At 60.6% G+C, this 14287-nt stretch carries 17 protein-coding genes; 6 read left to right on the forward strand and 11 right to left on the reverse strand.

What is annotated here, in order from left to right; all coding sequences use genetic code 11:
* The first annotated feature begins 4 nt into the window (after nucleotides 1-4).
* Nucleotides 5-1168, forward strand: coding sequence for an alpha-hydroxy acid oxidase (locus tag ACPF9B_RS08995; RefSeq protein ID WP_007204212.1), 1164 nt, complete (start codon nucleotides 5-7; stop codon nucleotides 1166-1168).
* Nucleotides 1169-1336: 168 nt separating this feature from the next.
* The gene (locus ACPF9B_RS09000; protein WP_007204211.1) at nucleotides 1337-1537 is read left to right on the forward strand and encodes a hypothetical protein; all 201 of its coding nucleotides are present in this window, start codon (nucleotides 1337-1339) and stop codon (nucleotides 1535-1537) included.
* Between the two features lie 138 nt (nucleotides 1538-1675).
* On the opposite strand, the gene ACPF9B_RS09005 is transcribed toward ACPF9B_RS09000, so the two are convergent.
* A complete protein-coding gene (locus ACPF9B_RS09005; RefSeq protein ID WP_007204210.1) occupies nucleotides 1676-2848 on the reverse strand; it encodes an MFS transporter in 1173 nt (390 codons plus the stop codon).
* Nucleotides 2849-3059: 211 nt separating this feature from the next.
* On the opposite strand from ACPF9B_RS09005, the gene ACPF9B_RS09010 reads away from it, so the two are divergent.
* From ACPF9B_RS09010 to ACPF9B_RS09025, 4 genes are all read left to right on the forward strand, one after another.
* On the forward strand, nucleotides 3060-3674 hold the full coding sequence (locus tag ACPF9B_RS09010) for a 50S ribosomal protein L25/general stress protein Ctc (RefSeq protein ID WP_007204209.1): 615 nt from the start codon (nucleotides 3060-3062) through the stop codon (nucleotides 3672-3674).
* Nucleotides 3675-3769: 95 nt separating this feature from the next.
* The gene (gene pth / locus ACPF9B_RS09015; protein WP_007204208.1) at nucleotides 3770-4435 is read left to right on the forward strand and encodes an aminoacyl-tRNA hydrolase; all 666 of its coding nucleotides are present in this window, start codon (nucleotides 3770-3772) and stop codon (nucleotides 4433-4435) included.
* A gap of 2 nt (nucleotides 4436-4437) precedes the next feature.
* Nucleotides 4438-5481, forward strand: coding sequence for a DUF2332 domain-containing protein (locus tag ACPF9B_RS09020; protein ID WP_424180391.1), 1044 nt, complete (start codon nucleotides 4438-4440; stop codon nucleotides 5479-5481).
* A 4-nt stretch (nucleotides 5482-5485) separates the two neighbouring features.
* A complete protein-coding gene (locus tag ACPF9B_RS09025) occupies nucleotides 5486-5869 on the forward strand; it encodes a DUF2237 family protein (RefSeq protein WP_007204206.1) in 384 nt (127 codons plus the stop codon).
* A gap of 12 nt (nucleotides 5870-5881) precedes the next feature.
* Here the strand turns inward: ACPF9B_RS09025 and ACPF9B_RS09030 are convergent, their stop codons facing one another.
* From ACPF9B_RS09030 to aroA, 10 genes are all read right to left on the reverse strand, one after another.
* A complete protein-coding gene (locus ACPF9B_RS09030; RefSeq protein WP_040482738.1) occupies nucleotides 5882-6364 on the reverse strand; it encodes a LuxR C-terminal-related transcriptional regulator in 483 nt (160 codons plus the stop codon).
* A gap of 41 nt (nucleotides 6365-6405) precedes the next feature.
* Nucleotides 6406-6891 carry a hypothetical protein gene (locus ACPF9B_RS09035; protein WP_424176852.1) on the reverse strand — a complete coding sequence of 162 codons (486 nt, stop codon included), beginning with the start codon at nucleotides 6889-6891 and terminating at the stop codon, nucleotides 6406-6408.
* Nucleotides 6892-6938: 47 nt separating this feature from the next.
* The gene (locus tag ACPF9B_RS09040) at nucleotides 6939-7391 is read right to left on the reverse strand and encodes a PepSY domain-containing protein (RefSeq protein ID WP_424176854.1); all 453 of its coding nucleotides are present in this window, start codon (nucleotides 7389-7391) and stop codon (nucleotides 6939-6941) included.
* Between the two features lie 161 nt (nucleotides 7392-7552).
* Entirely contained in the window at nucleotides 7553-8779 is a 1227-nt protein-coding gene (gene trpB / locus ACPF9B_RS09045; RefSeq protein WP_007204202.1) for a tryptophan synthase subunit beta, read from the reverse strand.
* Between the two features lie 60 nt (nucleotides 8780-8839).
* Nucleotides 8840-9481 carry a phosphoribosylanthranilate isomerase gene (locus ACPF9B_RS09050; protein ID WP_007204201.1) on the reverse strand — a complete coding sequence of 214 codons (642 nt, stop codon included), beginning with the start codon at nucleotides 9479-9481 and terminating at the stop codon, nucleotides 8840-8842.
* Nucleotides 9481-9837, reverse strand: a complete 357-nt coding sequence (locus ACPF9B_RS09055) for a lipopolysaccharide assembly protein LapA domain-containing protein (protein WP_007204200.1) — start codon at nucleotides 9835-9837, stop codon at nucleotides 9481-9483. Before ACPF9B_RS09055 ends, ACPF9B_RS09050 begins: the two co-directional genes overlap by 1 nt.
* A 9-nt stretch (nucleotides 9838-9846) precedes the next feature.
* Complete coding sequence (ihfB, locus tag ACPF9B_RS09060; RefSeq protein WP_007204199.1) at nucleotides 9847-10128, reverse strand: integration host factor subunit beta; 282 nt, start codon at nucleotides 10126-10128, stop codon at nucleotides 9847-9849.
* Between the two features lie 273 nt (nucleotides 10129-10401).
* Nucleotides 10402-12060: a 30S ribosomal protein S1 gene (gene rpsA, locus ACPF9B_RS09065; protein WP_007204198.1), complete on the reverse strand. Its 1659-nt coding sequence runs from the start codon at nucleotides 12058-12060 to the stop codon at nucleotides 10402-10404.
* Nucleotides 12061-12262: 202 nt separating this feature from the next.
* On the reverse strand, nucleotides 12263-12883 hold the full coding sequence (locus tag ACPF9B_RS09070) for a (d)CMP kinase (protein WP_424176858.1): 621 nt from the start codon (nucleotides 12881-12883) through the stop codon (nucleotides 12263-12265).
* On the reverse strand, nucleotides 12880-14232 hold the full coding sequence (gene aroA / locus ACPF9B_RS09075; RefSeq protein WP_040482736.1) for a 3-phosphoshikimate 1-carboxyvinyltransferase: 1353 nt from the start codon (nucleotides 14230-14232) through the stop codon (nucleotides 12880-12882). The genes ACPF9B_RS09070 and aroA overlap by 4 nt, the downstream gene beginning before the upstream one ends.
* Nucleotides 14233-14287: the final 55 nt, after the last annotated feature.

Consider the following 14287-nt stretch of genomic DNA (forward strand, 5'->3'; position numbering starts at 1 on the left):
TGCCATGCCAGTGATCACCACCATCGCCGACCTGAAACGTCTGCACAAACGGCGCACGCCCAAGATGTTTTATGACTACGCCGAAAGCGGGTCATGGACAGAACAGACATTCCGCGAAAACACATCCGATTTCGACCTGATCCGCCTGCGCCAGCGAATCGCGGTGGACATGACCAACCGCACCACGCAAAGCCAGATGATCGGCCAGGATGTGGCAATGCCCGTGGCGCTGGCCCCTGTCGGGCTGACAGGCATGCAATCCGCCGATGGCGAGATCAAGGCCGCAAAAGCAGCCGAGAAATTCGGCGTACCGTTTACCCTGTCCACGATGTCGATCTGTTCGATCGAAGACGTCGCCGAAAACACCACCAAACCGTTCTGGTTTCAGGTCTATACCCTGAAAGACGATGATTTCATGCAGCGCCTGTTCGACCGTGCGCGCGCAGCGGGCTGTTCGGCGATCGTCATCACGCTCGATCTGCAAATCCTTGGCCAGCGGCACAAGGATCTCAAAAACGGGCTATCCGCGCCGCCGAAATTCACACTCGCCAGCATGGCCGATCTTGCCACCAAATGGGGCTGGGGAATCGAGATGCTGCAAACCAAGCGGCGGTTTTTCGGCAATATCGTGGGCCATGCCAAGGGTGTGTCGGACCCGTCGTCCTTATCGTCATGGACAGCCGAGGCGTTTGATCACGCGCTGGATTGGGACCGCGTCGCGCAGCTGATGAAAATGTGGGGTGGCAAAGTGATCCTGAAGGGCATCCTTGACGCCGATGATGCGCGCAAGGCGGCGGCACTGGGCGCGGATGCAATCATCGTGTCAAACCATGGCGGGCGCCAGCTGGATGGCGCAGTGTCGTCGATCCGTGCGCTGCCTGCGATCCTTGATGCCGTAGGTGATAAAGTCGAGGTGCATTTCGACAGCGGCATCCGGTCGGGGCAGGATGTGCTCAAGGCGCTCGCGCTTGGTGCAAAGGGTACCTATATCGGGCGCGCCTATATTAACGGGCTGGGTGCGATGGGCGAGGCCGGCGTGACCCGCGCGCTAGAGGTGATCCACAAGGAATTGGACACCACTATGGCGCTGTGCGGGCGGCGCGACATCCGCACCGTGGACCGCGATATTTTACTGGTGCCGAAGGATTTCGAAGGCAGCTGGCAGTAACCAGTGCCACAGACCGTGGGGATTTTGCATCGCTCTGCGCTTTTCTGAGCGGGCCAATGATGATTTGATTGACCAACGTTTAAAGTCGATTATGGCTATCGGTGATCGCTGGCGCTGACCTTTTGGTGCCGGTCGTCAGATCGCAAACCAGAAATTAGGAAAATTCAGATGCGTATGACCAATGTTCTTGCAACAGCCGCTGCTGTCGCCGCCCTCTCCACCACAGCTTTCGCTGGTGGCATGTCCCCAGAAGTGATGGAAGCACCCGTCGCTGTTGTAGAAGCAGCGCCTGCTGGTTCGTCCGCAAACTCGACACTCATCATTGTTGGCGTTCTTGCCGCACTGCTGATCGCTGCTGCTGCCGACTAAGCCGTTTCGGACTTCACCAAGTCCAATTGGGCCACGCCAGATCACTCTGGCGTGGCCCTTTTCGTTTCCGCTGCGCGGTTGCTGACGGCAGATGTGCAAAACCGCCGCTACCGTGTCCGGCTAACCCCACGGACCAGCTTATCCTTGGTTTGGCGCAATGGCCTCTTGTGGCACATGCGCCTTTTGCCGTGCGACCAGCAAGGCCAGCGGCAGGGTCGCAAGCAACAGCAGTGCAACGACCAGAAACGCGACCCGCAGCCCGAAAGCCTGGCTCATCAAACCCATTAAGGTGGGCGCGAAAAAGAACCCCGAAAAGCCGATCACGGCAGCCCGGCTGATCGCCTCTGTGCGCAGATGCGGCGGCACCAGCTTGCCCACCAGCGCCAGCCCCATCGGCCCGATCACCGAGACGCCCAAGCCCAGAATACCAAAGCCCACATAGGCCCAGACCGGCGTGGGCGCGAGCGCGGCAATCACCGCCCCGCTGGCCGACAGGATCGACGCACCGATCAAGACATGCACCTCGCGCAGCCGTTCCGCGACAGCCTGTCCCGAAAACCGGCCAAAGGCCATCGTCAGACCCAGCATCGCAGGCCCCAGCGCGCCTTCGGCGGCCCCGCCGCCCAGCGTACGTTCTACATGCAGCGCCGACCACGCCTCGACCGTGGCCTCGGACATGAAGGCGATCAGCACAATCCCGCCGCACAAAAGGATCGGCCACAAAGGATAGCGGCCTGCATAGCCCTCCTCGGCGCTGACATAGGTGACATCCATCCGCACAAAGGGGATCAGGCACAGTGCAAAAACTGCGAAACCCGCAAAAACCGGCGCGGGCGGCATGCCGGCTTCGCGCGTGACACCCGCGATCAGGGCGGAACAGGCATAGGCGACCGAAAACATCGCGTGATTGGCGTTCATCAGCGGGCGTTTATGGGTGGCTTCCAATTCGCTGACACGCGCGTTCATCACCACGTCCAGCAAGCCAGAGGCCAACCCCACCAACGCCATGGATGCCGCAAAGATCAGCGGATGCGTGATCAGCGATGGCAAAAGCCAGGCAAAAGCCAGCGCCGCGATTGCCGCCTGCATCGACTGCGCGCCCAGCCAGCGGTCAAGTTTCGGCGCCAGCCACATCGCGGACACCAGCCCCGTCGCCGACCCCAAAAGCAAGGTGCCGAACAGCGCATCCGACGCCCCCAACTGCGCCTTGATCACCGGCACATGGGCGGCAAAACAGCCCCAGAAAATACCGACGACAACAAAGGCGACGGCAGGACGGCGGGACAGAATCAAGGCGCTGCGAATAGACATGACGCAATGGGTGGCGCGCAAATCCGTCCAAAGCAAGTTTCAAATCGCCACCCGTCGCGGCCCCACCCGTCGCTTGGGTCATGACCCATGCCACGCCCACACCACGGCAGGCAAAAACACCTTTTCAACCCGGCAAAATCCCCTTATAGGGCAGGCTTCATCGGGCTCGGACACCCTTGGAGGCGGGCCCCATTATCAAAGGACTATTACTATGGCTGGACAGATTCCTGATCTGAACGCCAAGGTACGCGCGGGGACAGGCAAGGGGGCCGCCCGCCAAGCTCGTCGTGATGGCGAAGTACCTGGCATTGTTTATGGTGGCGGCATTGACCCGCAATCCATCAACATCCCTTTCAACTACCTGCTGACGACCCTGCGAAAGGGCCGTTTCATGTCAACGCTGTTCAACCTCAAGGTCGAAGGCCAGGATGACGTGCGCGTGGTTTGCCGCGGCGTGCAGCGCGATGTGGTCAAGGATCTGCCGATCCACATCGACCTGATGCGCCTCAAGCGGACCAGCCGGGTGAACCTGTTCATCCCCGTTGAATTCATCAACGGCGACACCTGCCCCGGCATCAAGAAAGGCGGCGTTCTGACCGTCGTGCGCAACGAAGTCGAAATGGACGTGCTGGCGGGTGATATCCCCGACCACCTGACCGTCGATCTGGCCAATGCACAGATGGGCGACGTCATCCATATCAGCGACGTTACCCTGCCCGAAGGCGCAAAGCCGGTCATCGACCGCAACTTTGTCATCGCCAACATTTCTGCGCCACGCGGACTGCTGGCCAGCGCCGATGAAGACGAAGCAACCGACGCCGCGTAATCGGCACGGATAGACGACGAAAAGGGCATCCTGCGGGGTGCCCTTTTTCATGCGGGGGTCTGGTGCGCCGCCCCGCCACCCGCTAGGTAGTTCCCATGAAACTGTTGATCGGCCTTGGCAATCCGGGCGCGAAATACGCGCAGAACCGACACAACATCGGCTTTATGGCGATGGACCGGATCGCGGGCGATCACGGGTTTTCGCCGTGGCGTGCCAAGTTTCAGGGCCAGATCTCCGAAGGCCGGATCGGGCCTGACAAGGTGGCATTGCTAAAACCCGAAACCTTCATGAACCTGTCTGGCCAATCCGTGGGCGAGGCGATGCGCTATCTCAAGCTCACCCCCGCCGATCTGATCGTGTTCCACGATGAAATCGACCTTGCGCCCGGCAAGGTCCGGCTGAAAACCGGCGGTGGGCATGCGGGGCATAACGGGCTACGCTCGATCCATGCGCATATCGGGCCGGACTATGACCGCGTGCGGCTGGGCGTCGGGCATCCGGGGCATAAAGATGCGGTGCCGGGCTATGTGCTGCATGATTTCGCCAAGGCAGATCTTGACTGGCTCGACGATGAAATGCGCGGCATCAGCGATGGAATTGCCCATCTGGTCACAGGCGATGGCGCGCGTTTTCTGAACGCCATCGCGCTGCGCACCGCCCCACCGCGATCCTCGACCAGCACGCCCAAGCCAGAAAAACCCCCCGCAGCAGAACCCGACAATCGCACCGCCATGGCGCGGCTGATGGATAAATTCCGGTGACAATGACCGCGATCCGCGCGGCCTTCACCGCGCAAGCGGCGGCCTGCGCCAGTCTCGGATCGCCCTTCATGGCGCAACTGATGCGGCTTTGCGCAACGCAGGACTGGCCCGCAGGTGCTGTGAGCACCCGCATCCATGACTGGACCGGCGATCTGGGGCCAAGCGGACAATCCGTCCCTTTGCGGCTGGCCGGTGCCTTGCATGCGCTGCACCTGCAAGGCCATGCAAGGCTGGCACCGGTCTATCCGCCACAGGCCAGCGATGACGCGACCCTCTGGGCGGCGGTGGCGGATGTGCTGGTCAGCGAACAGGCTGCGATCCTGCGCTGGCTCGACAGCCCGCCACAAACCAACGAGGTGCGGCGCTCTGCCGTGCTGATCGCGCTCGGCCATTGGCTAGCGGATCGTTTCGCCCTACCGCTGCGGTGCAGCGAATTGGGGGCCAGCGCGGGGCTGAACCTGCAATGGGACGATTATGCGCTGGCACTCGGCAGGCAGGTCTTCGGCCCCGCCACCCCTGCCCTGACGCTCAGCCCCGACTGGACCGGCGCATTGCCGCCCAACACGCGGCCACAGGTGACAGCGCGCGCAGGCGTCGACCTGACGCCGCTTGATCCGCATGCACCGAATGACGCACTGCGCTTGCGCGCCTATCTCTGGCCGGATCAACCCGACAGGCAGATGCTGACACAGGCCGCGATCACCACGGCGCGCACCATCGTTGCCAAAGGCGATGCAATCGACTGGCTGTCAGGCCAGCTTGACCATCATGCAGGTCAGACCCATCTGATCTATACGACCATCGCCTGGCAATATTTCCCCACAGCGGTACAAGACCGGGGCGCTGCCATGATCCGCGCAGCAGGGCAGAGCGCGCGTGATGATGCGCCATTGGCATGGTTCGGAATGGAACCGGATGGCACAGGGCCGGGTGCAGCACTGACGCTGCGGCTTTGGCCCGGAGACTTGACCTTTGCGCTGGGGCGCGCAGATTTTCACGGACGCTGGGTACAATGGACCCCCGTCCAAATTGATAAGAAAGACTGACCCTATGGAAAAAGACCCGTCCTTCAACGTCCTCGGCAGCACGCTTGCCACCTGTTCGACAGCCCCCATGACCGGCTTTTTCCGCAACGGGACCTGCGACACCTGTGCCGCCGACAATGGCAGCCACACGGTCTGCGCGGTGATGACAGCAGAATTTCTGGCGTTTTCAAAATATGTCGGCAACGACCTGTCCACGCCGCGCCCCGAATTCGGCTTTCCGGGGCTGAAGGCGGGCGATGGCTGGTGCCTGTGCGCGGGGCGTTTCCTGCAAGCGCACGAGGAAGGCTGCGCGCCGCAGGTCAACCTGCATGCCACCCATGTGCGCGCGCTTGATATCGTGCCGATCGATGTGTTGCGGCAATATGCCTTGCCCGGGGACCTTGGCTGACAGCGGACCACGTCATTCCGGCAGATCGGCGACCATATCCTCGATGAACAGGCTGAGCAGTTGCGCGCGCCCGCTGATCCCCGCCTTGCGGTAGATCGCATTGGTCTGCGCCTTGATCGTGCCTTCGCTGACACCGCGCAGTCCGGCGATTTCCTGCGTTGACATGCCCTTGATCGCAAACAGGGCGACATCGCGTTCCGCAGGGGTCAGGCCCCAGCCGTTGAACCTTTCGTTCATGACCTCCATGAAGGCACCAGAGGCAATACGGAGCTGGTCCTCGACCCGCAGGTTGCGCGCCATCGTGGTCCGCAGAACCAGAATGCCCGACACGATCCCCAGCAAAAGCCCGACCGCAGCGCCAATTTCGATCAGTTCATAGAGCCGCCAGCCGACGGGCGAAAAGCCAAGGACCGACCCTGCGATCTGCATGACAAAGAACACCGCGCAAACGACTTGGATGACGACGATTGCCGCGATCGGTATTTTCCTGTTCAAACGATGATCCTTTCGCGCTGCGGCATCACGCGGTCCGTTTCTTAATCATCGTCGTCGCTTTCGTCGCCGTCATCATCGTCGCCGTCATCGTCGTCGCCGTCATCATCGTCGTCGTCATCATCGTCGTCGTCATCATCATCGCCGTCATCGTCGTCACCGCCGGACCCACTGTCGCCGCCGGACGACCCGCCGCCTTCAGAGGAGCCACCACCCGAACTTTGTCCGCCACCTGACCCGCTGTCACGAAAAGGGTCAACGATGCGCGGGCTAGCCAAACCATCGCCGTTGATGGTTTGCCAGAAGTCGCGCAAAATCTCGCCGGTTTGCGGATTGAAAACCAATTCCCGCTGAAGATCATCGCGCAGCGACACGATCCGGACGCGGCCCAGCCATGTCCGGCTCACCTCGATCTGCGTAAACCCCTGCTGTTGCAGCTGGGCGATTATCTGATCCTGAACGGATTGGGCCGCCACAATCTGTGGCGACCCTATCAGCAAGAAACAGATCATCAGTTGCTTGATCATCATTGCTCCCTTGCGCAAACCTGCCCCGTCACGTCAAGACGGCATCAGCCTTAGTCGTCGTTGTCGTCATCGTCGTTGTCATCTTCATCATTATCATCTTCGTCGTCGCGGTCACTATCTGTGTCGTCGTCGTCATTGTCGTCGTTGTCATCCTCGTCTTCATCGTCGTCGTGGTCATCGTCGTCGTTGTCATCCTCGTCGTCATCAAGGAAATCGTCGTCGCTTGACGAGATGCGCACGCCGCGGCGCAGAGTGTCATCGTCGTCCGCGGTGCTGACTTCTTCCTTCAGGATGACCCCTGTCAGCGCATCATAAACCACTTCCAGCTTGCGGCCATTCAGGATCGCCTCGACCTTGATCTGGGTCTGGCCGTTTTCGATTTCGATGCTTTCATAGCCCTGCGCCTGCAACTGACTGACGATCTGGTCGGTGATCGACTGGGCATAAAGAGCGTTGCTGGCCAGCGCGATGGCGGCCGTGGTGGACAGAAGAAACTTTTTCATGACGTGCTTTCCCATGTAAACCCGACCAACATCATGTTGACCGTTGGGTACACAAACGCATCAGTTGTCGAGCACGACAATTGCTTTGGGGTTTAGATCGGGGCCGGTAAACCTGATGAAGAGCGGCCTAAACAAAAGTTTACGCCGCTCTGCCATCGTCGTCAGGCTTTCATGTCAAAGCCAAGGTGCTTGGCCACGGTAAAGATGTCCTTGTCGCCACGTCCGCACATGTTCATCACCAGCAGGTGATCCTTTGGCAGGTCGGGGGCGATCTTCATCACATGGGCCAGCGCATGGGATGGTTCCAACGCGGGAATGATCCCTTCCAGCGCACAGCTCAGCTGGAACGCCTCTAACGCTTCGACATCGGTGATGGATACATATTTGGCGCGGCCAATATCATGCAACCACGCATGTTCCGGCCCGATGCCAGGATAATCCAGCCCCGCCGAGATCGAGAATCCTTCGAGGATCTGCCCCACATCATCTTGCAACAGATAGGTGCGGTTGCCATGCAGCACGCCGGGGCGGCCGCCGGTCAAGGACGCGCAATGTTCCATCTTGTCATTGACGCCTTTGCCACCAGCCTCGACCCCGATGATATTGACGTCCTTGTCATCCAGAAACGGATAGAACAGCCCCATGGCGTTCGATCCGCCACCGATGGCAGCGATCAGCGTATCAGGCAGACGGCCTTCGGCCTCTTGCATCTGGGCCTTGGTTTCCTGCCCGATGATGGCTTGGAAATCGCGCACCATCGCGGGGTAAGGATGCGGGCCTGCGACCGTGCCGATGCAATAGAACGTGTCGCGCACATTGGTCACCCAATCGCGCAGGGCGTCGTTCATCGCATCCTTGAGCGTGCCACGGCCCGAGGTCACAGGCACAACCTCTGCCCCCAGCAATTTCATACGGAACACATTGGGCGCCTGACGTTCGACATCATGCGCGCCCATGTAGACAACGCATTTCAGGCCGAATTTCGCACAGACTGTCGCCGTCGCGACGCCGTGCTGACCTGCGCCGGTTTCGGCGATAATCCGGCTTTTGCCCATGCGGCGGGCAAGGATGATCTGGCCCAGCACATTGTTGATCTTATGCGCGCCGGTGTGGTTCAGCTCGTCGCGTTTCATATAGATCTTGGCCCCGCCCAGATGGGCTGTCAGCCGTTCGGCATGATACAGAGGGCTGGGGCGGCCCACATAATGGGTCCACAGATCATGCATTTCCGCCCAGAAGGTCGGGTCGGTCTTGGCATGTTCGTATTGTTCTTCCAGCTCCAAAATCAGCGGCATCAGTGTCTCGGACACGAAACGCCCGCCGAATTGGCCAAAACGGCCGTTTTCATCGGGGCCGGTCATGAAGCTGTTGAAAAGATCGTTTGCCATTGCGCACCTGCTGTATTTTGTTGGGACAGACCTAACGTCCCTTAACGGAATGGTAAACGCCTAACGCAAGGCAGCACAAAACGCCGCAATCAGTGCCGCATCTTTGACGCCGGGGGCCGATTCAACGCCAGACGACACATCGACCTGCCCCGCGCCGGTCAGCGCCACCGCCTGCGCCACATTCGCAGGCGTCAGGCCACCCGCCAGCATCCACGGCACCGGCCAGCGCCGCCCCGCGATCAACCGCCAGTCAAAGGACAGCCCATTGCCCCCCGGCAGATCGGCACCTTTCGGCGGTTTGGCATCGACAAGCAACAGATCAGCCACCTGCGCATAAGCGTCAAGCGCGGCCAGATCATCCGGCCCCGCCACGCCCACGGCCTTCATCACTGGCAGGCCGTAGCGCGCCTTGAGCGCAGTCACACGCGCCAGAGATTCGGAGCCGTGCAATTGCAAGATATCGACCGGCACCTGCGCCAGCAGCGCATCGAGCTCGGCATCATCGGCATTCACCACCAATGCCACCTTGGCCACACCGGCCGGCACCATGGCGGCAAGCGCGGCGGCCTGCGCCAATGTCACGTTGCGCGGGGATTTTTCAAAAAACACCAGCCCGACATAGGCAGCCCCCGCCTGCACCGCAGCATCCAGCATCGCCGCATCGCGCAGCCCGCAAATCTTGACCCGTGTCGGCAGTGACATCAGCGCGTCTTTTCCAACAACGCCAGAACATCATCCTCGGATTTGGCCCCGACAGAGGCGATACGCATCTGCTGCAATTCCTGCCGCAGCGCCGCAACTTCGCGCGATTTGGCGCGGCCATCGGCGCGGATGCGGTATTCGCGCAGCCATTCCCACAAGAACCCGATGGCCAGACCCGCCCCGACACCGATAAAGATCACTACAAACAAAGGCAGCGTCACATCGGGCGACAGGCCCAACAGATCGCTCAGCCAGACGGGCATGGCGCGAACGGTCACGGGGTCACGATTGGCCAATCCGATCAGGATCAGGCAAAGCGCGACAATCGCCCAAAAGGCATAGCGAATAGTCTTCATAAGACCCTCTTACAGCCCGTTCAGCCGGTCGCGCAACAATTTGCCCGTCTTGAAGAACGGCACATGTTTTTCATCAACCTCGACCGCCTCGCCGGTGCGGGGGTTGCGGCCCAGACGCGGGTCGCGCTTTTTCACCGAGAATGCGCCAAAGCCGCGCAATTCGACGCGGTTGCCCTGCGCCATCGCATCGGTGATCCTGTCGAAGATGGTGTTCACGATCTTTTCGACATCCCGCTGGTACAGGTGCGGATTTTCGTCGGCAATTTTCTGGATCAGTTCCGAACGGATCATGGCAGCATCCTTTGGTTTGGCAATACGCGGGCAAACGCGATCCGGCAAACTATAGAAACAAAGACCCGATACGGAAAGCATCGCTTTCGTCGCTTTTGCTGTTTTTTGCCGCAAAGCGCCTGAATTTACAGGGAAGTTTGATGCTTTTTCGTCAGATCGGCACCGACCCTGCGTGCTGCAGCGCCGCAGCAGCACGCCGATTCGCAACCCATAAAAAGAAAAACCCCGCCACAATCGCGTGTGGCGGGGCTGATTTTAACGGTCGAAACCGGGTTAGTCGCGCTTGAGCGCGGCCCCCAGAATGTCACCCAGCGACGCGCCGGAATCCGACGAGCCAAACTGTTCGACAGCTTCTTTTTCTTCCGCGATCTCGCGTGCCTTGATCGACAGGCCCAGCTTGCGGGTCTTGCTGTCGATGTTGGTGACGCGCACGTCGACCTTGTCACCGGCGCCAAAACGCTCTGGGCGCTGTTCGGCACGGTCACGCGACAGGTCGGACCGACGGATGAAGGATTTCATGCCTTCATATTCGACCTCGATGCCGCCGTCTTCGATCTTGGTGACTTCGACAGTGATAATCGAGCCGCGCTTGACGCCGCCAATTGCATCCGCGAACGGATCACTGTCCAGTGCCTTGATCGACAGGCTGATGCGTTCTTTTTCGACGTCAACTTCTGCGACCTTGGCCTTGACCATGTCACCCTTGCGGAAATCGCCGATTACATCTTCGCCACGGCCATCCCATGTCAGATCAGACAGGTGGACCATACCGTCGATGTCGCCTTCAAGGCCAATGAACAGACCGAATTCGGTGATGTTCTTGACTTCGCCTTCAACCTCGGTGCCCTCAGGATGGGTTTCTGCAAACACTTCCCATGGGTTACGCTGTGTCTGTTTCAGGCCAAGAGACACGCGGCGTTTCGCGCTGTCGATTTCCAGCACCATGACTTCGACTTCCTGAGAGGTCGAAACGATCTTGCCGGGGTGTACGTTTTTCTTGGTCCAGGACATCTCGGACACGTGAACCAGACCTTCAACGCCTGCTTCCAGCTCAACAAATGCGCCGTAATCGGTGATGTTGGTCACGCGGCCCTGATGGACCGAACCCAAGGAGAACTTGGCTTCGACAGCATCCCACGGATCTTCTTGCAGCTGCTTCATGCCCAAGGAAATACGGTGGGTTTCTTTGTTGATCTTGATCACCTGCACCTTGATCGTCTCGCCGATGGCAAGGATCTCGGACGGGTGGTTCACACGGCGCCATGCCATGTCGGTGACGTGCAGCAGGCCGTCAACGCCGCCCAGATCAACGAACGCACCGTATTCGGTGATGTTCTTGACCACGCCGTCAACTTCCTGACCTTCGGTCAGGTTGCCGATGACTTCGGCACGCTGCTCAGCACGCGATTCTTCCAAGATCGCACGGCGCGACACAACGATGTTGCCCCGACGACGGTCCATTTTCAAAATCTGGAACGGCTGCTTCATGTTCATCAACGGGCCAGCATCGCGCACGGGGCGGACGTCAACCTGGCTGCCTGGCAGGAACGCAACAGCGCCGCCAAGGTCCACGGTGAACCCGCCTTTGACGCGGCCAAAGATCGCGCCATCAACGCGTTCTTCATCGGCATAGGCTTTTTCCAGACGATCCCAGGCTTCTTCGCGGCGGGCCATTTCACGCGAAATGACAGCTTCGCCACGGGCGTTTTCGACCTGACGCAGGAACACTTCGACCGTGTCACCAACTTTGATATCAGGGGCTTCGCCGGGATTTGCGAATTCTTTGAGATCGATACGGCCTTCCATCTTGTAGCCGACATCGATGATGGCCTGGCCCGCTTCGATCGCGATCACCTTGCCTTTGACGACAGACCCTTCAGCGGGTGTGTCCATTTCGAAGCTTTCGTTCAAGAGTGCTTCAAACTCGTCCATTGTATTTGCCATGTGGCGTCGTTTTCCTAACGTTTGGTTTTATACGGGCCGAGCGGTTGTCTCCGCCGGTCTTTGTGTTTCGATTTGGTCGCGGGCCGATGCGAATGTAAAACAACAGGGCCGGTGCATACCGACCCTGCCCAAGTCTCACGTCCGCGCCTGTCATCGGCACTTCGACAGGGGGGCGTATAGGCCGCCTGCCCTAGCCTTGCAAGGATTTTTGCGCAGCCGCAATGACGGCAATGGTGCGCGCCACCGCATCCGCGATGCTCATATCCGAAGTGTCGATCAGCACCGCATCCGCCGCGGCTGCCAAAGGTGCTGTCGCGCGGCCTGCATCGCGCGCATCACGCGCCTGCACGTCGGCCAGCACAGTTTCCAAAGTCATGTCGCTGCCCTGAGCCTGCAATTCCTTCCAGCGCCGTTCCGCGCGGCACGCGGCAGAGGCGGTGACGAACAGTTTGACCTGTGCGCCCGGACAGATCACCGTGCCGATGTCGCGGCCATCCAGCACCGCCCCACCGGGGCGCGCGGCAAACCCACGCTGGAAGGCGGTCAGCGCATCGCGCACGGCGGGGTCAGTCGCCACGCGGCTTGCGGCCTGCGCGACTTCGGCTGTGCGCAGGGCGTTACCGTCCAGATCCGCGGGGTCCAGCGCGCGCGCTGCTGCCACCGGATCAGCGCCCGCCAACACCTTGGCGCCGACCGCGCGATACAAAAGCCCGGTATCCAGATGCGCAAAACCGAAATGCACCGCCACCGCCTTGGAAATCGTCCCCTTGCCTGCCGCCGCAGGCCCGTCGATGGCGACGGTAAAGCTCATGCGCTGATCCGTGCGATCTGCGCACCCAGATCATTCATCAAAGGCTCGAAAATCGGAAAAGATGTGGTGATCGGTGCTGCATCATCAACGATGACAGGGTTCTGCGCCGCCATCCCCATGACCAGAAACGCCATGGCGATCCGGTGGTCCAGACGGCTTTGCACCGTCACACCGCCCGGCACATGGCCGTGGCCCACCCCGGTGACGCGCCACCAATCAGGGCCTTCGTCCACAGTGACACCGGCGGCCCGCAGCCCCTGCGCCATCGCATCGATCCGGTCGCTTTCCTTGACCCGCAATTCCTTGACGCCGGGCATGTCGGTCACACCCTGCGCAAAGGCCGCGACCACGGATAAGACCGGATATTCGTCGATCATGCTGGCCGCACGGTCCGCCGGCACGGTGATCCCGCGCAGGTCAGGCGAAAACCGCGCGCGCAGATCGGCCACAGGCTCGCCCCCCTCGCTGCGCAGGTTCTCAAAGGTCAGATCGGCACCCATTTCCTGCAAAGTGGTGAACAGACCCGCGCGCGTCGGGTTCAGCCCGATATTGGGGACCAGAACATCCGACCCAGGCACGATCAAGGCCGCACAGACCGGAAAGGCGGCGGATGACGGATCGCGCGGCACGACAATATCCTGCGGCTGCAATTCGGGCTGGCCGGTCAGGGTGATCACGCGGCCTTCATCGGTATCCTCGACCGTCAGCGTCGCACCGAAACCTTGCAACATGCGCTCGGTATGATCGCGCGTCGCTTCCTTCTCGATCACGACGGTCTGGCCGGGCGCGTTCAACCCCGCCAGCAGTACTGCCGATTTCACCTGCGCCGATGGCACCGGCACAACATAGCGGACAGGCACCGGACCCGCAGCGCCCACCAAGGTCATCGGCAAGCGCCCACCGGCACGGCCTACCGCGCGCGTGCCAAACAATGCCAAAGGATCGGTCACCCGCCCCATCGGACGGCCGTTCAAGGATGCATCACCGGTGAATGTCACCGTGATCGGCGTGGTGGCCATGGCCCCCATGATCAGGCGGACACCAGTACCGGAATTGCCGCAATCGATCACGTGATCAGGTTCGGCAAATCCGCCCACCCCGACCCCGCGCACCGACCATTGCCCACCGCCATGATCGGTGACTTCGGCACCAAAGGCGCGCATGGCTTTGGCGGTGTCCAGCACGTCATCGCCTTCCAGCAGGCCGGTGATGCGGGTCTCGCCAATACACATCGCGCCCAGTATCAACGACCTGTGCGAGATCGACTTGTCGCCCGGCACATGCGCCTGTCCCTGCAAGGGGCCACAGGCGCTGGACATCATCGGAATGGGGGTCGCATGGGAAGACATGAATGGTTCCTTGGTGTTTGCGCCCCCTGATACCGCAGTGCGCGCAAAGGGTCCA

It is taken from the genome of Yoonia sp. TsM2_T14_4, from assembly GCF_049602355.1.
Taxonomy (GTDB): Bacteria; Pseudomonadota; Alphaproteobacteria; order Rhodobacterales; family Rhodobacteraceae; genus Yoonia; species Yoonia vestfoldensis_A.

Coding starts and splice junctions, on each gene's coding strand:
- ACPF9B_RS08995 (WP_007204212.1), top strand. CDS start 5: ATGCCAGTGATCACCACCATCGCCGACCTGAAACGTCTGCACAAACGG.
- ACPF9B_RS09000 (WP_007204211.1), top strand. CDS start 1,337: ATGCGTATGACCAATGTTCTTGCAACAGCCGCTGCTGTCGCCGCCCTC.
- ACPF9B_RS09005 (WP_007204210.1), bottom strand. CDS start 2,848: ATGTCTATTCGCAGCGCCTTGATTCTGTCCCGCCGTCCTGCCGTCGCC.
- ACPF9B_RS09010 (WP_007204209.1), top strand. CDS start 3,060: ATGGCTGGACAGATTCCTGATCTGAACGCCAAGGTACGCGCGGGGACA.
- pth (WP_007204208.1), top strand. CDS start 3,770: ATGAAACTGTTGATCGGCCTTGGCAATCCGGGCGCGAAATACGCGCAG.
- ACPF9B_RS09020 (WP_424180391.1), top strand. CDS start 4,438: ATGACCGCGATCCGCGCGGCCTTCACCGCGCAAGCGGCGGCCTGCGCC.
- ACPF9B_RS09025 (WP_007204206.1), top strand. CDS start 5,486: ATGGAAAAAGACCCGTCCTTCAACGTCCTCGGCAGCACGCTTGCCACC.
- ACPF9B_RS09035 (WP_424176852.1), bottom strand. CDS start 6,891: ATGATGATCAAGCAACTGATGATCTGTTTCTTGCTGATAGGGTCGCCA.
- ACPF9B_RS09040 (WP_424176854.1), bottom strand. CDS start 7,391: ATGAAAAAGTTTCTTCTGTCCACCACGGCCGCCATCGCGCTGGCCAGC.
- trpB (WP_007204202.1), bottom strand. CDS start 8,779: ATGGCAAACGATCTTTTCAACAGCTTCATGACCGGCCCCGATGAAAAC.
- ACPF9B_RS09050 (WP_007204201.1), bottom strand. CDS start 9,481: ATGTCACTGCCGACACGGGTCAAGATTTGCGGGCTGCGCGATGCGGCG.
- ACPF9B_RS09055 (WP_007204200.1), bottom strand. CDS start 9,837: ATGAAGACTATTCGCTATGCCTTTTGGGCGATTGTCGCGCTTTGCCTG.
- ihfB (WP_007204199.1), bottom strand. CDS start 10,128: ATGATCCGTTCGGAACTGATCCAGAAAATTGCCGACGAAAATCCGCAC.
- rpsA (WP_007204198.1), bottom strand. CDS start 12,060: ATGGACGAGTTTGAAGCACTCTTGAACGAAAGCTTCGAAATGGACACA.
- ACPF9B_RS09070 (WP_424176858.1), bottom strand. CDS start 12,883: ATGAGCTTTACCGTCGCCATCGACGGGCCTGCGGCGGCAGGCAAGGGG.
- aroA (WP_040482736.1), bottom strand. CDS start 14,232: ATGTCTTCCCATGCGACCCCCATTCCGATGATGTCCAGCGCCTGTGGC.